General features: G+C 70.1%; 19 protein-coding genes. 5 read left to right on the top strand and 14 right to left on the bottom strand.

Annotation, left to right across the window (positions count from 1 at the left end; translation table 11 throughout):
* Positions 1-190: 190 nt before the first annotated feature.
* Complete coding sequence (locus tag ACWEF2_RS02715) at positions 191-484, bottom strand: hypothetical protein (protein WP_453811271.1); 294 nt, start codon at positions 482-484, stop codon at positions 191-193.
* 102 nt (positions 485-586) lie between these two features.
* Positions 587-823 (bottom strand): hypothetical protein, encoded by a 237-nt coding sequence (locus tag ACWEF2_RS02720; RefSeq protein ID WP_453811272.1) that lies wholly within the window; start codon positions 821-823, stop codon positions 587-589.
* Positions 824-1,127: 304 nt separating this feature from the next.
* On the opposite strand from ACWEF2_RS02720, the gene ACWEF2_RS02725 reads away from it, so the two are divergent.
* Together ACWEF2_RS02725 and ACWEF2_RS02730 are read left to right on the top strand one after the other, a co-directional pair.
* A complete protein-coding gene (locus ACWEF2_RS02725) occupies positions 1,128-2,042 on the top strand; it encodes a helix-turn-helix domain-containing protein (protein ID WP_453811273.1) in 915 nt (304 codons plus the stop codon).
* A gap of 403 nt (positions 2,043-2,445) precedes the next feature.
* On the top strand, positions 2,446-3,237 hold the full coding sequence (locus ACWEF2_RS02730; protein ID WP_453811274.1) for a response regulator: 792 nt from the start codon (positions 2,446-2,448) through the stop codon (positions 3,235-3,237).
* Positions 3,238-3,494: 257 nt separating this feature from the next.
* Here the strand turns inward: ACWEF2_RS02730 and ACWEF2_RS02735 are convergent, their stop codons facing one another.
* From ACWEF2_RS02735 to ACWEF2_RS02745, 3 genes are all read right to left on the bottom strand, one after another.
* Positions 3,495-4,802 (bottom strand): S1 family peptidase, encoded by a 1,308-nt coding sequence (locus ACWEF2_RS02735; RefSeq protein ID WP_453811275.1) that lies wholly within the window; start codon positions 4,800-4,802, stop codon positions 3,495-3,497.
* Between the two features lie 343 nt (positions 4,803-5,145).
* Positions 5,146-5,811, bottom strand: coding sequence for a GntR family transcriptional regulator (locus tag ACWEF2_RS02740; RefSeq protein ID WP_453811276.1), 666 nt, complete (start codon positions 5,809-5,811; stop codon positions 5,146-5,148).
* Positions 5,812-5,930: 119 nt separating this feature from the next.
* The gene (locus ACWEF2_RS02745; protein WP_355599258.1) at positions 5,931-6,860 is read right to left on the bottom strand and encodes a LysR family transcriptional regulator; all 930 of its coding nucleotides are present in this window, start codon (positions 6,858-6,860) and stop codon (positions 5,931-5,933) included.
* 284 nt (positions 6,861-7,144) lie between these two features.
* On the opposite strand from ACWEF2_RS02745, the gene ACWEF2_RS02750 reads away from it, so the two are divergent.
* Both ACWEF2_RS02750 and ACWEF2_RS02755 read left to right on the top strand, forming a co-directional pair.
* Positions 7,145-7,978, top strand: a complete 834-nt coding sequence (locus ACWEF2_RS02750) for an ATP-binding protein (protein WP_453811277.1) — start codon at positions 7,145-7,147, stop codon at positions 7,976-7,978.
* A 526-nt stretch (positions 7,979-8,504) separates the two neighbouring features.
* The gene (locus ACWEF2_RS02755; protein WP_453811278.1) at positions 8,505-10,862 is read left to right on the top strand and encodes a collagenase; all 2,358 of its coding nucleotides are present in this window, start codon (positions 8,505-8,507) and stop codon (positions 10,860-10,862) included.
* A gap of 101 nt (positions 10,863-10,963) precedes the next feature.
* Here the strand turns inward: ACWEF2_RS02755 and ACWEF2_RS02760 are convergent, their stop codons facing one another.
* A complete protein-coding gene (locus tag ACWEF2_RS02760; protein ID WP_355599255.1) occupies positions 10,964-11,104 on the bottom strand; it encodes a hypothetical protein in 141 nt (46 codons plus the stop codon).
* A gap of 269 nt (positions 11,105-11,373) precedes the next feature.
* Positions 11,374-15,078 carry an nSTAND1 domain-containing NTPase gene (locus tag ACWEF2_RS02765; RefSeq protein ID WP_453811279.1) on the bottom strand — a complete coding sequence of 1,235 codons (3,705 nt, stop codon included), beginning with the start codon at positions 15,076-15,078 and terminating at the stop codon, positions 11,374-11,376.
* Positions 15,079-15,219: 141 nt separating this feature from the next.
* Here ACWEF2_RS02765 and ACWEF2_RS02770 point away from each other — a divergent pair, with 141 nt between their 5' ends.
* Entirely contained in the window at positions 15,220-17,319 is a 2,100-nt protein-coding gene (locus tag ACWEF2_RS02770; RefSeq protein ID WP_453811280.1) for an AfsR/SARP family transcriptional regulator, read from the top strand.
* 18 nt (positions 17,320-17,337) lie between these two features.
* Here the strand turns inward: ACWEF2_RS02770 and ACWEF2_RS02775 are convergent, their stop codons facing one another.
* The 7 genes from ACWEF2_RS02775 to ACWEF2_RS02805 form a co-directional block, all read right to left on the bottom strand.
* Positions 17,338-17,910, bottom strand: coding sequence for a DUF3105 domain-containing protein (locus ACWEF2_RS02775; RefSeq protein ID WP_453811281.1), 573 nt, complete (start codon positions 17,908-17,910; stop codon positions 17,338-17,340).
* Complete coding sequence (locus ACWEF2_RS02780; protein ID WP_453811282.1) at positions 17,907-19,115, bottom strand: hypothetical protein; 1,209 nt, start codon at positions 19,113-19,115, stop codon at positions 17,907-17,909. The genes ACWEF2_RS02775 and ACWEF2_RS02780 overlap by 4 nt, the downstream gene beginning before the upstream one ends.
* Before the next feature lie 333 nt (positions 19,116-19,448).
* Positions 19,449-19,874, bottom strand: a complete 426-nt coding sequence (locus ACWEF2_RS02785; protein WP_453811283.1) for a S26 family signal peptidase — start codon at positions 19,872-19,874, stop codon at positions 19,449-19,451.
* A gap of 27 nt (positions 19,875-19,901) precedes the next feature.
* Complete coding sequence (locus tag ACWEF2_RS02790) at positions 19,902-20,465, bottom strand: TlpA family protein disulfide reductase (RefSeq protein ID WP_453811284.1); 564 nt, start codon at positions 20,463-20,465, stop codon at positions 19,902-19,904.
* Positions 20,462-21,016: a MauE/DoxX family redox-associated membrane protein gene (locus ACWEF2_RS02795; RefSeq protein WP_453811285.1), complete on the bottom strand. Its 555-nt coding sequence runs from the start codon at positions 21,014-21,016 to the stop codon at positions 20,462-20,464. Before ACWEF2_RS02795 ends, ACWEF2_RS02790 begins: the two co-directional genes overlap by 4 nt.
* Before the next feature lie 127 nt (positions 21,017-21,143).
* Positions 21,144-21,311, bottom strand: coding sequence for a hypothetical protein (locus ACWEF2_RS02800; RefSeq protein WP_453811286.1), 168 nt, complete (start codon positions 21,309-21,311; stop codon positions 21,144-21,146).
* 66 nt (positions 21,312-21,377) lie between these two features.
* Positions 21,378-21,539, bottom strand: coding sequence for a hypothetical protein (locus ACWEF2_RS02805; protein ID WP_453811287.1), 162 nt, complete (start codon positions 21,537-21,539; stop codon positions 21,378-21,380).
* Positions 21,540-21,712 lie beyond the last annotated feature (173 nt).

Raw genomic sequence — 21,712 nt, forward strand, 5'->3', positions numbered from 1 at the left:
TGAACCTGGCAATGCAGAGGGATCGTGAGTGACGTCACAGAAGCCCTGAGTGCGGGAAGATCGCTAAAGATGTCCTTGGACGTACCGTCTTCGCCCCATTGCTGCTGATAGGGGACTTCGTCGGCCCGATACGCGGCGGGGCCGCGCCCCTGCCGGGACGCGACCCCGCCGTCACCGCCGCCCGGCTCGGTCAGACTCCGGCACGCGACGGCATCCTGCCCTCGGTGTAGGTCGTCTCGGCCATCTCCTCCCGCCTTTCCCGCCTGCTTTCGAGGGTCTCCTCAATACGCAGGGCGACACCCATCGCGAAGAAGGTGGGTGCCCACTGGCCGATGAAGATCCCCCACCGGTCGGCCCGGTCCGTTCCGGCGTTCTCCATCGACCTCGATGTCAGCCAGGCGGCCAGGGACAGCCCGATGGACGCGACCCCGGCCATGTACATCGTGCCGGATTTTATGCCCATTTTATGGAGCGTATTGATCATTTCATCCCCCCGATGATGGTTCGTTGTTATCGGTACCCTTTCGGCACATATGTAGTCATATGTAATTGAGCGAGGTAATCGCCGCCGAGGTCGGGGGTTCTGTCAGGCGTCCGGGGTGTCGACGCGATCGGGACCGCCGATCCGCCTGAGCAGCTTCTCGCGGCGCCCCTCCAGCTCGTCGGCCAGGGCCTCCTGCTGGTCGGCCATGGCGATCAGTGACGACCGCTCGGCGGCGTCCGTCGGGCCGAGGTCGCCGACCTGTACGCGCAGATCGGCGGCCTCGGTGCGGAGCCTCATCAGATCCGCTTCCACCTGGCGGAGTTCTTCTTGAATGCTCATCCGCTGTCCATACCCGCATCCCACCCGCCGATTCCCGGCGCCGATCCCGGGCTCCCGGAATCCGTGGCCGGCGTCTCCCGTTCCCGATCCGCGGTTCCCGATCTCCGCTTGGGAACCGCGGGACCGTGTGCCCATCTCCGGCGTACGGTGAGATCTCCACTTTGGTGCCCGCTGAAAGGTCTCCGTTGGAGCAAGATCTAATGTCGGGAATGTCTTCTACGCGGGACCGAGGTCGCCAAAGTTGTACGATCCGCGTCTGAAATGTGAAACCGTTGCACCGTCTGAAGGGCGACAGGGAGCGATCATGGGCATACACCATGCCGAAGACGGTGCGACGCGGGACGACGTCCTCGCCCACTCGGGCGGCGGCCCCACCATTCTGCGGATCCTGCTGGGCACCCAGTTGCGGAGGTTGCGCACCGCCAACGGGATCTCCCGGGAGGACGCCGGATACGCCATCCGCGCGTCCCACGCCAAGATCAGCCGCCTGGAGCTGGGGAGGGTCGGGTTCAAGGAACGCGACGTCGCCGACCTGCTCACCCTGTACGGCGTGACCGATCCCGACGACAGGGCGCCGCTGCTCACCCTGGCCCGGCAGGCCAACGCCCCCGGCTGGTGGCACAAGTACGGTGACCTGCTGCCGGGCTGGTTCGAGGTCTACGTGGGCCTGGAGCAGGCGGCCTCGATCGTCCGGACCTACGAGGTCCAGTTCGTCCCGGGTCTCATGCAGAGCCCGGAGTACGCCCGCGCGGTCATCATGCTCGTGCACGGCACCGCGTCCGCCGAGGAGATCGACCGCCGGGTCGCGCTCCGGATGGCCCGGCAGCGGCGCCTGACCAGACCGGAGGCGCAGACCCTGTGGGCCGTGGTGGACGAGGCCGTGCTGCGGCGCTCCATCGGCGGGGAGAAAGTCCTGGCCGCGCAGATCGACCACCTGCTGAAGGTCACCGAGCTGCCCAACATCAGGTTGCAGATCATGCCGTTCCACCGGGGTGGGCACGCGGCGGTGGGCGGCCCCTTCTCCATCCTGCGCTTCCCCGAGCGGGAGCTGCCCGACGTGGTCTACCTGGAGCAGCTCACCAGCGCGCTCTACGTGGACAAACGCGAGGAGACCGACCACTACATGCAGGTCATGAACTGCCTGTGCGTCCAGGCGTACTCGGTCTCCGAGAGCAAGGGCTTCCTGCGCGACCTGCGCAGGGGGTTGCCGGATATGTGACTTTTGTGGGCTCGCGACCTTCGTAAAGGGAGTGAGCCCGGGTTGCGGGTGATCGGCGGTCTCCGCCCCGCTGGTTCGATTGGACCTGAATCGCGTGCTCTCAGCGGCAGGTCTGGGCGTCTTCTCAACGCCGTGAGTCGAACCACCTCAAAGGAGGCCGCGTGGGTGAAGGTTGGAGAATGCTCGATCCGCCGATCGGGCACCGTACGGGAGAACGGCCGGGACGAGGACCGGGCGCCATACCGCGGAGCGACCTGCCGGTGGGCCCGTACCGGAGACCCGAGGGCCGATGACCTCGTCGCTGAACTCCTCGAACTTTCAGAATTCTAGCAATTCCCCTGATTTACCGAATATCCCGGATCTCGGGAATCTTTCAGACGGCAGGCCCCTCCGGGTGGCCGTCGTGGACGACCATCGGCTGATCTGGTCCGCGCTGACGATGGTGCTGCAGCAGGCGGGGCAGCAGATCGTCGCGGTGGCCGCCTCGGTCGACGCGCTGGCGGGCACCCCCGATCCCGACGTCGTCGTGTGCGAACTGCACCTGCCCAGGGGGCCGTCCGGCACCGAGGCCGTCAGGCGGCTCGTGGGCCGCGGGCGGCGGGTGCTCGTCATGTCCGGCACCACCGATCCCGAGACGGTCCTGGACGCCGTCGAGGCCGGGGCCGGGGGGTTCGTGGAGAAGTCGGAGGACCCCGACTGCTTCGTGACGGCGGTGGCCGCGGTGGGGCGGGACGGATTTCACGTGTCGGCCCGCCTGGCCGGCTACCTGCTGGAGGATCTGCGCCGTCGCCCGCTGGCCGTGAACGACCTTGGAGTACGGCACCTGCGGGTGCTCAGGGCGCTCGCGCGCGGCGACACGGCCGAGGAGGTCTGCCGGGATCTGACGGTGAGCCGGGCCGACCTCGCCGAGCTCGTGACGGCGGCGCTCGAAGCCGGTCGCAGGCGGCGCAGGAGATACCGTCCCTCGCCCAGGGAACGGGAGGTGATGACACTCCTGGCGTGTGAGGGCCTGTCCCGCAAGGAGATCGCCGACCGGCTGGGTATCGCCTCCTGGACGGTCACCAGCACCCTGGAGAACCTGCGGGGCAAGTACGTCAGGCTCCACCCCGAGGTGGCCCGGAGCATAAGACCGAGCGCCGCTGCCCTGCTCTGGGCGATGAAGCTGCGACTGTGCGAGCGGGCGTCGGCCGGGTGACCGTCTCCGGGGCCGCGTGGCGGGCGGCCCCGGTCAGGCCACCCGGCCCCCGGCCCCCCGCCACCCCGGTGAGATCGAGACCGGGGTGGCGGGGCCTGGCAGGCCGGGCCGTTCGCGCCCGCCGGCGCGGAGACGGGCCGTGCCCGCACGGTGTCGTGCTCCGGTGGGGAAGCGCGACACCGCGGTGCCAGGAGGAGGACGGTGCCGTATCCGTCCCATGCAAAACGGGTACGGCACCGCCGGGTATGGCGGCCTGGTCAGCCTCTGAGCAACGAGACGCCCCAGGCGGACAGGGCGCGGCGGATCGGCTCGTGGATCATGCCGCAGCCGACGTCCGTCCCACCGCTCAGGATTCCGTGGGCGTAGTTGCCGTAGAAGACACCGCTGCCGCTGTCACCGGGGCCGTCGCAGGCGTCGCTCCAGGTCATGCCGGCGAGTGTCCGGTTCGGGTAGGAGACTGTGGAGTTGACCTCGCTGACGATGCCGCAGGTGTAGCCGGTGGTGGAGCCCTGCTTGCAGACGTAGGAGCCGACGTAGTCGGCCTCGGTGCCGCGGACGGGGGTCTGGTAGAGCACCCAGCCGCGGGGCCGCCACCAGCTCGGGTCGTCGACGGAGACGATCGCGGAGTCGCCGTACCAGCCGAAGGTGTAGTCGGCGACGCTGCCGACGTTCTGGTAGCCGTAACTGTAGGTCGAGACGTCCCACCAGGCGCCCAGTTCGGCGCAGTGACCGGCGGTGAGCATGTAGTAGGAGCTTCCCGAGTAGGTCATGAAGGCGCTGGTGCACCGGGCGTTGCCGCCGAAGATCGCCAGACCGGAGCGGAGTGGCGGGTCACAGGCGTAGTCGTCGTAGCAGTAGAGCTTCACCGACCGGTGCGCGTAGGTGGAGACGGTCACGGCGCTGCCGAAGGTGGTTTTCGCCCAGCGGATGACCTCCTGTTGCGCGGGCGTCGGTTTCGAGCCCTCCAGGCTGCTCAGCCTCACCACGTTGTCCGGTGTGACGATGCCGGTCTGCAGGCCGCTGTCGGCGCCCTTGTTGACCTCGGCCACCCGCTTCGCCAGCTCGGTCGTGACCTGCTGAAGGTGCGCGAAGCTGTGGCGGACCGGCACGCTGACGGTGTCGGCCGCGCCGGCCGCCAGCGCGGCCGACCTCACCTGGTTCGCCGCGCCGGTCTCCGTGACGCCGACGGTGAGCTTGCCGCCGTTCCGCTGGTCGATCCAGGCGCCGCCGAACGTCGTGCCGAGGTTCTCGCTCATCGTGTCGGCCAGCTTCGTCAGCGCCGGCTGGCGGTCGGCGCGGCGCCGCGCCTCGGTGAGCGAGATGTTGAAGTCTTTCGCGATCTTTCCGGTGAGCGCCTGCTCCTGGGCCCGCTGGGCCTGGGCCTGCTTGGCCTGCTCCTGGGCCTGCTTGGTCTCCGTGGTCGGGGCCGGTGAGGCCGGGGGGGAGGAGGGGACGCCGGGGTCCTCCGAGCCGCCGGCCAGGGCGGGCGCCGGACTTGAGAACGCGATCAGCGTGGCGGCCATGGTGAGGGCCATGGCGATGGGTCTTGTCTTCGCCTTAAGCATCGAGTTGCCTCCTGTGTGGGGGGTGAGGAACTGCCGCGAGGCTGCCCACAGTTCCGTGCAATATAAAATTGCAATGTAAAGCGTAAAATACTATGAGTAAAGAGTCAGAGTCCGAAATGGGTGGAGTCAGAAGGCCGGAAGCCCGGACCCGGCCGCCCCCGGGCCTGATCGTGCCCGGGCCCGGCCGCCCCTGGACCTGGTCGTCTCCGGGCACGCCGACCCGGGATCGTCACCAGGTCGGCCGTCTCCGCCCGCGCTCAACGCCGCCCGCGCTCGACCGGGTGCTCCGGCGGGCATGGTGATCGGCGGACGGGTCGACGCGCGTCCGCCGTGGGCGGGCCCCTCAGGTCCAGCTGCGGACGTGGCCGAGGTGACGCCGCATGCTCTCCTCGGCCTTTCCGGCGTCACCTCTGACCAGCGCGTCCAGGAGCCTGCCGTGCTCAAGGGCGCAGGCGACCAGCTCGGCCCGTTCCGGTGGCTTCGCCAGGCCGTACAGCCGTGAGCGGTTGCACAGGTCGTGGGCCATCTGGACCAGCATCCGGTTGCCGTTGAGCGTGAGCAACTGGGTGTGGAAGCGGCGGTCGGCGTCCAGATAGCGAGACACGTCGCCCTTCACGGCCTCGGTCATGACCTCGTCCGCCAGGGCCCGGAGTGTTCCGGTCGCCTCGTCGGTGATGGAGCCGGCCAGTCTGCCGACCGCCGGCACCTCGATGAGCTCACGCATCTCGATGAGCTCGTCGAGGTCACGGGTGGACAGTGGCACCACCCGGAAACCTCGATAGCGGATGGCCTCGATCAGCCCGTCGTTCACTAAATCGATCATGGCCTCGCGGACCGGCGTAGCGGACACTCCGAACTGCTCGGCCAGCGCGGGGGCGGAATAGATCACGCCCGGCCGCATTTTCCCTGTGACCAGGGCAGCTCGAAGTGCATCGGCGACCTGCCTCCGAAGGCTGTGTCGCCCTCCGATATTCGGCAGGCCGACCAACTCGTCGGCGAGCGCGCTCATAGGACCCCTCCCAACACGCACTGCTAGCGTACCGTTCTCAGCCTGGTCGTTCACCGTCGGCTCGGTTGTTTCGAGCGCGACCCTGTGTGCCAGGTGACATCGTTTCCGTGATCGGACCGTCAATTGAGCGGATGCACCTCGGGATGTGTGTTCCACCACCGGCTGAAAACCGGGTTGTCGTCCACGTGATCGGAGAAGGCCCCGGCCAGGCCGCGGTAGAGCGCCGTGGCCCCCTCGTTGCTCAGCCGGTCCCGGCGCCAGGCCATGACCAGCCGGGCGACCTGGGGTTCCCCGGCGAGGGGGCGGACCACAGTGCCGGGTGGCGGGGGCCAGGAGGGGTCCACCAGGCGCACTCCGTGCCCGTCGGCGACCAGCGGCCGGGCCGCGCCGCTGGGGGCCTCGTAGAGCACTCTGGGCTCGAAGCCCGCCGTACGGCAGGACGCCCGGAGCGCGGCCAGTGATCCGTCGTCCGCGCCCGGCGGGCTGATCCAGGCGTCGTCCTTCAGGTCGGCCAGACTGATCTCCTCGTGCTCCGCCAGCGGATGGGCCGCCGACAGGGCGATGAATATCGGATATCGGGGGATCAGGGTCCGGCTGACGACCGGGGCCACCAGCGTGACGTCGAACCCCTCGATGATGCCCAGCAGCGCCGCGTCGAGGTGGCCGTGGGTGAGCGCCTCGGCCAGCAGCACCGTGGACGGTTCGATGCGGAGCGAGATCTCCCGGCCGGGCAGCGTCTCGCTGACCCGGCCGACGATGCTCCCCACGCAGGCCAGATGCACGCAGCCCAGGCGTAGGACCCCGGTGGGGCCCGAGGGCATGCGCATGTCGCCGAAGAGCGCGTCGACCTCCGACAGGACGATCCGGGCACGGGCGATGACCTGGCGTCCCAAGGGGGTCGGCTCCACTCCGGAGCGGCTGCGGACGAAGAGCGCTCCGCCGACGAGGCTCTCGACTCGATGGAGCTGGTTGGTTATGGCCGGCTGGGACAGGCCCATCCGGGCCGCAGCCCGTGTGACGCTGCCCGTCTCCGCGATTGCGCAGATCATGCGGAGGTGCCTGGTATCGAGGTCCATAACCAAGGATTATGCGACAAGTAATGACCAACAGCCGGGTCTTGAGAGCAAACTGCCAGTACCCCTCCCTCCCGGGAAGGCCTTCCCGGGGCCACCCGGCCGTGAATCACGGCCTGCTCGTTGACGAATCCGCGACACGCGCGCGCAGGAGTGCGACGTGACCTTGACTGCTGGGCCAGGCCGCTCGACCCCGTTTCCGGCTCGTTCCTCGGCATCACGCCAATGCTCTCCTCCGAGCCTGGTCGAAGGTGACAACCATGCCTCAAACAACTCAGATAGTCGATGGGTACCTCCCTCTCCTGGCCGGCGGCGGCTTCCCGGCCTGGCCGTTGCCGCTGGACGGGAAGGGTGTAGAGGTCGCGAGGTCGGCCGTGCGAGCCGTGTGCGGCGAGTTCGGCATACCGTCCGACCTGACCTACGACGCGACGGTGATCACGTCTGAACTGGTCACGAACGCGCTCGTGCACGCCTACCAGACGGTACGGGTACGGCCGCTGGTCGGCGGCCCCGAGATCTGGGCCTACCTCAGCCGGCGGGCCCATCCGGAAATCGTGATCAAAGTCTTCGACTCCGCCCCCTGGCGGGGTCCGATTCACCATCCTGCGCTCCGTCCACCGTGGGACGCCCCGAACGGGCGCGGGCTGGAGGTCGTGAACGCGCTGACCGCCGAGTGCGGCGGACGGTGGGGTGTCCATCCGACCCGCGGCCGGATCGGCGCCTGGCCGACGTCCGGCAAGGCGGTGTTCTTCACCCTGCCGATCCCGGACGGCTCCGGCCGGGCCCTTCCGGTGTCGTCCGAGCCGAGGTCCCCCCGGCAGTCGGCGGAGCGGATCCACGCGCTCCTGGGCGCCCGGGGGCTGCGGCCGCAGCTCTCCGCCGACCGGGGGATGGCCGTGATCTGCGCGCGTCCCGGGGTCCACGTATGGGTCCGTGAGGACTCGCTCTCCTACCGTCTTCCGGGACGGGAGGTCGTCCGGCATCCGTGCTTCGACGAGATCGAGGTCGTCGAGCGGGTGGTCCGCCACTGCGAGGAGTTCGCCGAGGTGAACGGCGTCGTCGGCCCACCACCGCCCTTGGACGTACTGCTCTGATATCGACTCTGAGGCGACCGCACCGCGGTCGCCTCTTTTTATTTGTGGACCGTTGTAAATTCTTTTTATTTATGGACCGCTGTAAAAAAGAGATACCCGATCCATAGCGAAGAATTATGTAGTAATTTATGAGCGTGGACCGAGTCCCGCCGTAAGAATTCGGGCAGAAGGGTCCCTTCTCGATCCTCCGGGTGTGAAGCCCCCGGAGGCAGCGCGACTCCCGCCGACTTACCGACGGAGCCGCCGGCCTTATCCAGATTGGTTTCGGTTACTCCAACCAACCTCATGTCCGTTCATGGATTCCCCCCGGAGGTTGCACGTGAAAATCGCACCGTCTCGCCGCGAGTTAGGAAGCCGCACGTCGGCTCTGCTCGCACTCACCATGGGTCTGGGACTTGTCTTCCAGACCCTGGTGGTTTCGCCGGCGAATGCAGTTCCGAAGCCTCCGCCCGTCAAGATACGTTCCGCTGAGGACGGGTCGAAGCACGTTCAGAAGACCCCGCTCGCGACCAAGGAGCGGCCGCCGATGTCCGCGTCCAAGGACGCGCTGCGCCACGACTACGACGAGCCCCAGGCTGCGACGAAGCACCCCAAGCCGTCGATGATGAAAAAGGGCAAGGCCGCGGGCAAGACCACGGCCAAGGCCGCTGTGTGTAGTCCGAGCGACTTCACCAGCCGCTCCGGCAGCGCCCTGGTCCAGCAGATCAAGGCCTCGACGACCGACTGTGTCAACAGCCTGTTCAGCCTGACCGGCACCGACGCCTCCGGCGCCTTCCGCGAGTCCCAGATGACCGCGGTCGCCTACGCGCTGCGCGACAACGGCGCGAACTACACCGGAGACAACAGCGCGAGCACCGCTCAGCTGACGCTGTACCTGCGCGCGGGCTACTACGTGCACTGGTACGACACCAGTGTGGGCACCTACGGGCCCGCGCTGAAGACGGCGATTCAGTCCGGCCTCGACTCGTTCTTCGGAAACCCCAAGGCCTTCACGGTGAGCAACGCCAACGGTGAGGTTCTCGCCGAGGCGATCACCCTTATCGACAGCGCCGAGGAGAACGACCGATACCTCGACGTGATCAAGCGGATGCTCACCGACTACAACAGCTCGTATGACGCGTCATGGTGGATGCTGAACGCGGTCAACAACGTTTACACGGTGCTTTTCCGCGGTCACCAGGTTCCGGCGTTCGTCACCAAGGTGCAGAGCGACCCGAGCATTCTCACCACCCTTAACTCCTTCGCGGTCAATCACATCAGCCTGCTCACCACCGACCGCAGCTACCTGGCCTCCAACGCGGGCCGTGAGCTCTCCCGCTTCCTTCAGCACTCCACGCTGCTGACCCAGGTCAGGCCGAAGGTCAAGGACCTGCTCACGCGGAGCAGCATCACCGGCCCCACCGCCTCGCTCTGGGTCGGCGTGGCCGAGATGACGGACTCCTTCGACAAGGCCAACTGCACCTATTACGACACCTGTAACCTGCAGGAGCGCCTCGCGGCCAGCGTCCTGACCGTCAACTACACCTGCAGCGCCAGCATCAAGATCCGCGCTCAGGACATGAACTCCAGCGAGCTGGCCGACAGCTGCCGGAGCCTCACCAGCCAGGACGCCTACTTCCACAACAAGGTCAACGACGGTGGCCGTCCGGTCGCGAACGACAACAACACGACCATCGAGGTCTGCGTCTTCAACTCAAGCACCGACTACCAGACCTATGCCGGTGCGATGTTCGGCATCGACACCAACAACGGTGGCATGTACCTGGAGGGCGACCCGGCGGCGGCCGGCAACCAGCCGAGGTTCATCGCCTACGAGGCCGAATGGGTGCGGCCCACCTTTGAGATCTGGAACCTGAACCACGAGTACACGCACTACCTCGACGGCCGGTTCGACATGTACGGCGACTTCGGCGCGGGAATCACCACCCCCACCATCTGGTGGATCGAGGGCTTCGCCGAGTACATCTCCTACTCCTACCGCGGGGTCAACTACGACGCGGCCATCACCGAGGCGGCCAAGCGGACCTACGCGCTCAGCACGCTGTGGGACACCACCTACTCCCACGACACCACCCGCATCTACCGCTGGGGCTACCTGGCGGTGCGGTACATGTTCGAGAAGCACCCCTCGGACGTCGCCACGGTCCTTGGCTACTACCGGAGCGGCAACTGGAACGCCGCCCGCTCCTTCCTGACCAGCACGGTCGGCAGCCGCTACGACAGCGACTGGTACACCTGGCTGGCGGCGTGCGCGGCGGGCTCCTGCACCGGCGGTGGCGGCGGTGGCGGCGGCAACCAGGCGCCGACCGCGGGCTTCACGTTCAGCTCCAACGGCCTCGCCGTGAACTTCACCGACGGCTCCAGCGACTCCGACGGGACGATCGCGTCCCGTCAGTGGAACTTCGGTGACGGCGCGACCTCGACCTCGGCCAACCCCGCGCACACCTACAGCGCCGAGGGCACCTACTCGGTGAAGCTGACCGTCACCGACGACGGCGGCGCGACCGGCACGACCACGCAGCAGGTCACGGTGTCGACCGGTGGCGGATCCACCACCCCCGAGTGCACCGGCGGCGACGTCCGTCAGCTCGGTCAGAACTGCCAGCGCAGCAACCTGTCGGCGACCGCCGGCAACTACTACTACCTCTACCTCGCCGTTCCGGCGGGCACCCAGAGGCTGACGGTCACCTCCTCGGGCGGCACCGGAAACGCCGACCTCTACTACAGCAACTCCACCTGGGCGACCACCTCGGCCTACACCCAGCGTTCCACGGGTGCCACGAACGCCGAGACCCTGACCATCAACAGCCCCGCCGCCGGGTACGCCTACATCACCCTGCACGCGAAGCAGGCCTTCAGCGGAGTCACGGTCAAGGTTCAGTAACCGACACACCGTAACCGGTCAGACAGAAGGCCGCCGGGGCCGGACCACATGGTCCGGCCCCGGTTTCGTCGTCGCCGCCGGTACGCGCGTCCGTGCGGAGATCAGAGTTCGGGCTCGCCGTCCTCGACACGGTAGGTCTTGGTCCACGTGGCACCACACTGGCAGCGGGACAGTTCGGCCAGCTCGCCCATTTCGGTTACGGCCAGACCATGACTGAGACGGATGTGAACATGGTTGCTCATGGTGGATCGACTTCCATGTGATCGTTCATCGCCCCGGCTGGGCGGCGGATGCGGATTCCCTGGCGTCCGGCGGGGCGGCGATTACGCCACCGGCCCCGCCTCGATGAAAATTTTCCTCATCGTCACCCAAAATATGTGATGACAGGACAAACATATCCCAAACCCCCAAAGAAGACATAGAGCTACATAAGAGGACGTAAGGGGTGTCGTCGGGGTCACGTCGGATCCCGTGCCGTACGGCCCGCCGGCCGGTGGGCACATCGGCTGAATCAGAGATCACACGTCGACCGGTACGGCAGGGACGGCAGGTAGGCCGCCCACTCCTGCCGGGTGAGGTCGCGGCCGACGGTCCGGCAGGTGTGCGCCGTCGCGGCGCGCGGGTCAAGAGGCCAGTGGATGATCCGGCCGTCCGCGCCGCCGGAGACGAGCGTGCCGTCGGCGGCGAAGGCGAGCCCCCGGACGCGGGAGGTGTGCCCGGTGAGGGTCGCGACGCGGCGCCGGGCGCCGACGTCCCAGACCATGACGGTGTGGTCGTCACCGGCGGAGGCGACGAGCCTGCCGTCCCCGCTGAAGGCGAGGGCCTGGACGGCGGAGGTGTGCCCGCTCAGCGTGGAGATCTCCGCGTGCGTCCCGGCGTCCCAGAGCTTGATCGTACGGCTGTCGCCCGCGGTGGCGATCAGCCTCCCATCGGGGCTGAGAGCGATGTCCTGGACCCCGCCCTGGCCGGTGGCCATCCCGTCCAGCCGCTTGCCGGTGGAGACCTCCGTCGTGATGAGGAAGCCGGCCGGGCTGATCGACAGGATGCGGCGCCCGTCCCCGCTGAAGACCTGCGCGGTGGCGATGAGGCCCGGTTGCTCTATCTTGAGCGCGACGGGCGCCGCGAGGTCGTCGAGGTCCCAGAGGAAGGTGCCCAGCCCCGCGGCCGTGAGGAAACGCCCGCCCGGGTCGAAGGTCACATCGGTGGAGGCGCCCTGACCCCGGTAGATGAGAGGCGCCGTCGCGTGCCTCCGGCTCCGGACGTCCCAGACGGTGACGGTGTGGTTGCGGGTCACCGCCGCCAGCAGGAGCCCGTCCGGGCTGAAGGCGACGGCCTGGACCACGTCCGGATGCCCGGCGAGCAGGGCGACCGGCCTGCCCTGGGCGTCCCAGAGCCGCACGGTTCCGTCGGCTCCCGCCGAGGCGACGGTCCGCCCGTCCGGGCTGACCTTGATGTCGTTGACCGGTGCGCTGTGCCCGGTGAACGGCGGGGGCACGCGGCGCAGCGAGACGGTGCCGCCGAGTCCCGCGGTGGCGAGGATCGCGCCGTCCCCGCTGAGCGCGAGCGAGGTCGTCTCGGTGCGTCCCCGATCCTGGTAGACCTGGACGGGCTCGTCGCGGTCGAGATCCCAGACGGTGACCTCCCCGTTCTCGTCGGCCACCGCCACCTGCGAGCCCACCAGGGCGGAGGCCGTCCAGGCGTACGAGCCGCGCAGGTCGGGTCTGGAGAGCCGGACCGGCCGGTCGCGTTCGAGGTTCCACAGGTCGACGCCGCGCGCGTCGCCGGAGGTCGTGAGGTGGCGCCCGGCCGGGCCGAAGGCGAGTGTGCGGGTCCCCGGCGCGGGCACGGTGACGAGCCTCCGTCCGGTGGCCGCGTCCCAGATGACGGGCCGGTGGGTCTCGTCGGCCGAGGCGAGGACCCCGCCGTCGGGGCTGAAGGCCAGGGAGGTGACGGGGGAGGAGCGCTCGCGCAGGATCCGGCGGCGGCCGGTGGACAGGTCGTGCAGGGCGATGCCGCCCCCGCCGGCGCCGGTCGCGACCTTCGTGCCGTCCCGGCTGAGGGCCATGGCCGGGGTGAGACCGGTCTCGGTCAGCCGGGTCACCCGCCTGCGGGTGGGCACGTCCCACAGCACGACGGATCCGGATCCGGACTTCGAGTCGACGAACGCCCCGGCCAGCAGTCTTCCGTCGCCGCTGAACGCCACGGCCCTGGCGAGGCCCGGCTCACCCTCCAGGGTGGCGGTCCGGGTGCCGCGCACCGGATCCCACAGGGCGATCGTTCCCCTGCTGTGCGCGGAGGCCAGCAGTGAGTGGTCGGGGTTGAACGCGATGTCGTAGGCGGTGGGACCGCCGACGTTGAGGTCCACCCTCGGGCGGGCGGTGGCGGCGCTGAGGAGGGCCCCGAGCGTCTCCTCACCGGGAGAGAGGCGGTAGGCCTCGACCGCGAGCAGCCCCGCCAGCCGGGGATCGTTCGAGAGCAGCGATCTGGCCTGCAGGGCCAGCCGCCCGGCGAAGGCGGCCCGCTCCTGCCGCCCGGCCTCGCCGCTCTGCCGTACGGCCAGCACCCCGCTGACCACGGCCACCACGAGCAGCGCGGCCATGCCGGCGACCAGGCGCTGGAACAGGCGGGTCCGGCGTCTGCCGCGATCGTGCTCGGCCTCCTCCCAGGCGCCGGCCGCCCGCAGGAACGAGCTTTCGAGCCTGTTCGGCTCCTCCGGGTGATCCCCGGCCCAGGCGCGGGCCGCCATCAACTGGGCTCCCCGGTACAGCGCCCCCTGATCGCGGCCCAGCGACTCCCAGGTCTGGGCGGCCTCGGTGAGCCGCCGGTGGACGAAGAGGTTCGCCCGGTCGTCGGTGAGCCAGCGGTGCAGGCGCGGCCAGGCCCGGATCAGCGCCTCGTGGGCGATCTCGACCCTGTCGTCGTCCAGGACGATCAGACGCGCCTCGGCCAGGCGGTGCAGGACCTCGACGGTGACGGCCTCGTCGGACAGGCCGTCGAGCTCGGCCCGCGCGATGGGCCGCCGGGTGTCGTCGGTGCCGTCGCCGAGCGCGGAGAGCCGCAGGAAGATCCGGCGGGCCGTCTGCCTCCGGTCCTCGGTGAGCTCGCCGTAGACCCGCTCGGCCGTCTGGGAGATCGCTCCGCGTACGCCGCCGATCGCGTGGTAGGCGGACATGCCGAGGGTGGTCCCGCTCCTGTGCCGCCAGGTCTCCAGCAGCGCGTGTGAGACGAGAGGCAACGCGCCGGGCTCCGCCGCCGCGTCGGCGAGCACCGTGGTGAGCAGGTCGGGGTCCACGTCGATCCCGGCCAGGGCCGCGGGGCGGGTGACGGTCTCCCGGAGGTCCGCGGCCGACATCGGCCCGACGAGCAGCTGGGCCTCGCCGTCCAGCGCGTCGACCAGGCCGGGGTACTGGGTGAGGTGCGCCAGGAAGTCGGCTCGCACCCCGAGCACCACGGTGACGCGGCGGCCGGGGCCGCGGGAGGCGTCGAGCAGCGCGTCGATGAAGCGACCGCGTTCGTCCGCGTCCGCGCAGAGGGTGAACACCTCCTCGAACTGATCCACCACCACCAGCGCCCGGATCTCGCCGGGCTGGGCGGCCAGCGCGGTGCGGACGGCGATGTCCAGCGCGGCCGGATCGCGCCACAGCTCCTCCCGCAGCCGGTCGGCGTCCACGCCGGACAACTTCGCCACCTGGCCGGACAACGTCTCCAGGGGGTGCGCGGACGGTGTCATCAGCACGCTCCACCGGCGGCTCCCCTCCGGCAGGCCGCCGAGCAGGCCCGCGCGCAGCAGCGACGACTTCCCGCTTCCCGACGCGCCGAAGACGCCCACCACGGGCAGTCTCGCGACCTTGTCCGTCAGCCGGTCGATCAGGTGCGAGCGGCCGAAGAACCACCCCGCCTGTTCGGGCTGGAAGGCGGTCAGTCCCTGATAGGGGCAGGGCTCGTCGGTCCGGTCCGCCGGCTCGACGCCGGCCAGGGCCGCCGAGGCGTCGAGCCAGCGAACCCGCCACTCCTCGGGGTCGCCGCCGCACGCCTCGGCGTAGGCCAGCGCCACCTCCAGCGAGGGGAGCCGCTCGCCCTTGGCCGCGTCCGCCAGTGTGCTCGGCGAGTAGTGCGCCCGCTTGGCCAGGTGGCGATAGCCGGGCGTGCCCGCCTGCTCGCGTAGCCGCCGCAGTCGCCAGGCGAAGCGCTGAACGGGGCCGGCCTCGGGATCCACGGGATTCTCCGGGCGACCCACTGCCCACCCCCATTGACCGCGATTGTTTGTCGGGTTTTCCAGCCTGGTGCCGGACAACTATCGCACGGCTAGACATGGCTTCTCGATCCGGAAACATGGTCCGTTGAGAACGGAGCTACTGTGCGCTTTGTCGTCCTTGGTTCGGTAGAGATGTCGCCGGACGGGAGACCGCCGTCCCCGCTCGCCCCGAGGCACCGGGCCGTGCTGGCCTATCTGCTGCTCCACGCCCGGCAGGTGGTTCCGGCCGAGCGGCTCGTCGAGGCGCTGTGGGGAGGCGCGCCGCCGGATACCGCCCGCACGCAGATCCAGGCGTCGATCTCGGCGATCCGCCGCCTGCTCCGCGAGGAGAGGACGGACGAGGTGCTGCTGACCCAGCCCGCCGGATACGTGATCCGCCCGGAACCGGGCTGTCTCGACCTGGACCGGTTCACCGCCCTGACGGCCGAGGCCCGCGCCGAGGAGACGAGAGACCCCGGCGCCTGTGCCCGGCACCTGCGGGCCGCCCTGGATCTGTGGCGGGGATCCGCGCTCGCCGACGTGACCGCCGCCTACGCCGCCGGCACCCGGTTACGGTTGGACGAGCAGCGGCTGGCGGCGTTCGAGCGCCTCGCCGACGCGGAACTCTCCCTGGGCCGGCACGACGAGCTGGCCGGTGAGCTCGCCGCCGTGGTGGAGGCGAACCCGCTGCGCGAGCGGCTCTGCGGGCAGATGATGCTCGCGCTGTACCGCTGCGGCAGGCGGCCCGACGCGCTGCGCGCCGCGCGCGACCTGCGCGACGCCCTCGCCGACCAGCAGGGGCTGGACCCGAGCAGGCCGTTCGCCGACCTTGAGCTGGCGATCCTGCGCGGCGATCCCGCCCTGGACCACCGTTCGCCGCAGAACGACGCCCCCACCCCCGGCACCGTTTCCGCGCCCGATCTCGATCCCGGCCCCGATCTTGATCCCTGCCCCGGCCCCGGCTCTGTCCCCGGCCTTGGCCCTGGCACCGGCACCGGGCCTGAGCCCGGACGCGGTGCCGTCGCCGACGCGAGACCGGCGCAGCTCCCCGCGGCCACGCAGGACTTCGTCGGCCGGGCGGCCGAGATCGAGTGGCTCGACGAGTCGCTTCCCGGCCCCGGACGGACCGGGGCAGCGGTGACCGTCACCACGATCACCGGGGCCGGCGGGGTCGGAAAGACCGCACTGGCCCTGCACTGGGCGCACCGGGTGCGCGACCGGTTCCCCGGCGGCCAGCTCTACGTCAACCTGCACGGCCACTCGGCCACCCCGCCGGTGCGTCCCGCCGACGCCCTGGCCAGGTTCCTGCGCGCCCTGGGCGTGCCCGCCGACCGGATCCCGGCCGACCCCGAGGAGGCCGCCGACATGTACAGGACACTGACCTGTGACAGGCGGATGCTGATCCTCCTCGACGGTGCCGGCGGCCCCGGCCAGGTCCGCCCCCTGCTGCCCGGCGGCCCCGGCAGTCTCGTCCTCGTCACGGGCCGCGACCGGCTCGGCGGTCTCGTCGCCCGGGACGGCGCCCGGCCGCTGAACCTCGACGTCCTCACCCCCGACGAGGCCACCGCACTCCTGACCCGGATCATCGGCCGCTCCCGGGCGGCGGCCGAGCCGGACGCCGTCGCGGCACTGGCGTACACGTGCGGCCACCTGCCCCTGGCGCTGCGGATCGCCGCCGCCCGCATGACGTCCAGGCCACACTGGACGGTCCGCGACCTGACGGCGAGGCTGGCCGACGAGCGGCGCCGCCTGGACGAGCTGAGCCTGGGGGAGACGCGGATCAGGACCGCCTTCGCGCAGAGCTACCGGGGCCTCGGCCCCGCGGAGGCCACCCTGTTCCGGCGGCTGAGCCTGCTCGGCACCCCCGAGTTCGCCCCCTGGACGGCGGCGGCCGTACTGGACGGTGATCTGGCCTCCGGGCAGGATCTGATCGAGAACCTGGTGGACGCGCAACTCCTGAAGGTGGTCGGGCGCGACGGCGGCGGATGGGCGCGTTACCGCTTCCACGACCTCGTCCGGCTCTTCGCCAGGGAACGCGCGTTCGACGAGGAGCCGGAGACGGAACGGGCCGCCGCGGTCAACCGGGCGCTGGGCCGCCGGCTCGCGCCGGCCGAGGAGGCGCACCGCGGACGGTACGGCGAGGATCTCGCCGCCCCCTCCCCCGCGAGCGGATGCCGCGCGTTGTCCGTTACCGGGGGAACGCGCCCGGCGACGCGGCGATGACCCACGGCCCTCCGCCGTTCAGCACTGCTCGGGCCTGGTCCACTCGTGGTCGTACCTGCCGTGTAACCGCTCGACGAAGCGCACGACACGAGGGCCGTCGAACGTGTCGAGGCGGTCGATCCGCCCCCAGGCGGTCAGGGCCAGGCCGTGCGGCAGTCCGGCGTACGGGGCCAGGACGACGTCGCGCGCATGGCGTTTCGCGATCGAGCGCAGCTCCTGGACCGTCCTCAGCGGGGTGTCGGCGGCGTAGAGGATCGCGACATGGCCGTGTTCGAGCGCGTGCACCGTCAGGCCGTCGGGGACGGGGCTGTCGTAGATTCCGGGGGCCAGGGCGAAGGAGAAGTGCGGGCCGGAGGTGGGCGGGTTCGAGTTGTAGGTCGTCGACTCCGCCTCCTTCCAGGGGATGTGCGGGCTCGCGATGACCGGCACCCGCGTGCCGGGCAGGCAGGGTTCCGGGCCCCGTTTCCCGGCGGCGGCCTTGGAGCCGACCGTTCTGCCGACGATCGCACCCCACTGGTCGTTCACCAGCGCGGCCACGATCGCCAGGATGACGACGGCCACACCGGCCCGCCAGAACAGCCGCCGGTTCACCGCAGCCTCCCCTGCCGGCGCAGTCGCCGTTCCCGCACCGCCAGCAGCGGTGGGAGGCCGTACAGCGCCGCGAGATACGCCAGCGCGCAGAGGGAGGCCCAGAACGCGGTCGTGTCGACCGCCGCGCTCGCCACGTTGGCGGTCACCCACGTGGTCATCGCGATGATGTAGGGCACCGCGAAGTGAAGGAACATCCAGGTCATCGTGAGAACTCCCAGAACGTGTACCGGTGCGAACCACCGGGCCACTCGCCGGTCGTGGTCGCCGGCGGACGCCAGTTCGGCCTCCTCGGCGGAGGTGAGCCGCAGCAGCCGGCCCTTCGCCACCAGCCAGGTGGTCCGGTAGAGGTTGTGGCAGCGCAGGGCGTTGGCGAGCACCGCGTACCCGTCGCTGCGCAGGGGCACGGCCGCCCACTGCCACACGATGCCCAGCACCTGTTGCAGTACGACCACCCCGAGGAAGCGGTCGAGGACACCCGGCAACTGCAGAAACTCCTCCCGGTACAGCAGCCGCAGCCCCAGCGCCGTCGCGAGCACCGTCGCGTCGAACGCCATGCCCGCGAGGAACGCCCCGTAACGCCTGTTCCGGGGGATCGCGACGAGCTGGGTCAGATCCGACTCGAACACCAGGTAGACGCCGCGGTGGCTGATCCGGAAGGTGGCCGGGACGCCGACCGCGCGGCCCGCCAGCCAGTGCCACGCCTCGTGTGCGGCACCCAGGAGCAGACCGACCGGCATGTAGGCGAGGACCGACAGGACGGGGTCGGTGAGGAACCAGAGGTCCTCGGCGGTCGGCCGCAGATCCCCGCGTACCGCGAGCACCCCGGCCGCGAAGGTCGTGGCGAGCGCGTAGAGGGTCCACGCGGTGCGGCCGAACAGCGGCCGGACCGATCGCGCGCCGACCCCCTCGATCCAGGAGACGGGGCGGCCGTGGTGCGCCCGGCCCCCCTCACCGGCCGGGGTCAGCAGTCCGGCGCCGTCGAGCCCGGAGAGGAAGTCGTCCCCGTCCACCTCCTCTCCGGCGGACTCCCCCGCGAGCCGGATCGCGTCGCCGAGCGACGCGCCGTTCTGCAGGGCGGTGACGAACACGGCGCCGGCCTCGGGAACCGCGACGTAGATACGGAGATCCGGGCGGCCGAGCACATACGCGTCACCGTCATGGGTGACCGTGATGCGCGCGACGCGGTCGTTGAGCCCTGTCTCCACCTGGATTCCCCTTCACGTTCGCGACGGTGCCCCGCCGTTACGGCGGGGCACCGCACACCATCCGGCCCGCCCCTACGAGCAGGTGTCCGGGGCGCAGTTGTGCGTAAGGCGCACGTCCTCGATGTGCCTGATCTCGATCTTCAAATCGATCACCTCCTCCCGTTCGCGTCGTGTTCCGGCCGAGCCGTGATGGGAGCGGCTCGGTCCAGCGTGAGAGGTCGGCCTACGCGGCGGCCCATACGCCCGCCGTGCGCACGGCTGTGCGTACGGCGGTTGTCCGCCCGGCGGCGAACGCGCGGGTGCGCGTTCCGCGTCGCCCGGCCGCGTGGCCCCTCAGAGCTTTCTTATGACCCTGCCGATCACGCGCTCCCGCGGAATCGTGCCCCACGCCCGAGAGTCGAGGCTTCTCCGGTTGTCGCCGCGGAGGAACACCCGCCCGGCGGGCACGCGCTCGGCCGAGCCGGCCCGGTTCGGAGGGCACGGGTCCCCGGCGACCGCGACCAGGCGCTTGACCATCAGATCCGGTAGCTCCGCGGCGAGGTCCGCCGGCCGGTCGCCGTACAGGCCCGTCGTCCGCACGGCGACGATCGCCCCCCGTCTCGGCAGTCTGCGCGAGCGCAACAGCAGGACCCGATCACCGTCCAGCAGGCTCGGGGACATGCTGGAGCCCTGCACCGTGAGGACCGTCAGGCGGGTCCGGGCCACGACCAGGAGAAGACCGGCGACGAGCGGAACGGCCGCGAGAGCGATCAGAGTCACCGCCCGCTCCCCTCGGCGGGGCGTCGCTCACGCGTCCGCATGGGCGGCGGCGCGTAGTGCGAGGGCCTTCTCGACGTCCGCCGTCTCGGTGCCGACCGCGGTGATCCTGCCGTTGTCGAGGGCGAGGAACATGGGAACCCCCGGCAGGTTGAGCCCCGTGGAGATCTGGCTCGCCTCCGGGTCGACGACCACCCGGCTCGCGGCCCGGGCCGCCCGGACCAGGTCATCGCCCTCGTCGGGGTCGCCCAGCACCAGCACCAGCACCCTCTCGCGAGGCAGCCCCTTCGCGATCCGGAGGAACTCCGGCATGTGCACCCGGCAGGCGCCGCAGGAGGAGGCGAAGATCCCAACCAGGACCTGCCCCTTCTCGAACTGCCCGTGGTCGACGGCCACACCGTCCACCGTGCCGGCCGAGAACTCGGGGAACGCGGCTCCGCGCACCGGGCCGCTGCGCCGTACCGGAGTCGCCTCCAGGACGCCCAGGCGCGAGGTGTGGTCCCTCAGTCGCCGGATCACGGCCACGGTCAGGAGGAGATCGAGCAGGAGCAGAACGGTGATCAGGGCTGCCGCCGCGACGGCGAGGGAATTCATCGGATACCTCGGAGGCTTCTCGAATCGGTGGTGAAGGCCAGGTCGGCGATGTCTCGCCAGTAGAGGACGGCGCCGAGCAGCGTCGCGGCGACGACACCGGTCAGTACGGCCCAGCCCGCGTCGAGGGGGATGGGCGCCGCGGAACGCCATGCGAGGGCTCCGCACAGCAGGACGGCGAGCAGGGCGCCGTTCCTGACCACGGTGGCCCGGCTGATCATCTCCGCCGATCCGCCGAAGCACCGGCACTCCTGCCGGTCGCCGCGCCGTAACGTCAGAACGGCGGCCGTGGAAAAGCCGCAGAGCAGCAGGGCGCTGAGTGCGAATCCCCACGGGGTCGTCGTGGGGAAAAGCATGAGAATCGGTACGGCCGCCTCGCCGGTGACCGCGGCCATCGCGACGGCGCGAATTCTTCCGCCCCGCTTGAGTGTGGTCAGCCCGGCGACCGAGACGAGATGGGAACGCCACGCGTCACGCCTGCGTGTTTTCGTGGCCGCCGCTATCAGGAAAAGCGCCCCGAAGAACACTCGGACCCCGAATGCGATATAGGTCATGCCGTTCCTCCCCTCGGTCGCCCCGGGCCGCCGCCCGGGGCCCGGGATCTCCATGTCCCGGACCCCGGTCCAGCTCAGGCCGGGAACGTATGATCAACGGCCCTGGGCTGGATGTCCGCCCCGCGCGTCAGACGCAGTAGAGGGTGCCGTTGCACCGGTAGCAGCACCAGAGCTTGCCGGGGTTCTGGCTTCCGGTGGCGGGACCGCCCATGACCTGGCAGTCCGGGGGGACGCACGCCCCCGCGGACGCCTGCGGCAGCATGAGGTCGAGCACGTGGTCGATTACTTTGGACATCGGTACTCCCCGTGGTGGTTTTCGGGTGACGGCCCCCGCTCGGCCGTCTTGGGCCGGCCCGGTGGATCAGGGGCAGTAGATGCTGCCGTTGCATCGGTAGCAGCACCAGAGCACCCCGACCCTGCCTCCCCATTCGTAGGAGAGCCACTGGCAGTCGGGGGCGACGCACGCGCCCGCCGTCTCGCCGGGCAGCAGGGAGTCGAGCATTCGGTCAAGTAGCCTGGCCATTCCGTACTCCTTTGTTTCGCGAGTGATAGGGCGCCTGAATGTTCGCCGGCTGATTGCCGGCCCTGAGATCCGGCGCCTGAATCGAGTCTGGCGATCGCCGCTATTGGGCCGCTGTGCGTCCGCTATGCGAAACCCCCAAGGTCGCATAGCCGCCGAACAGCGGCGGCTGAGAT

This window comes from Streptosporangium sp. NPDC004631 (assembly GCF_053601935.1).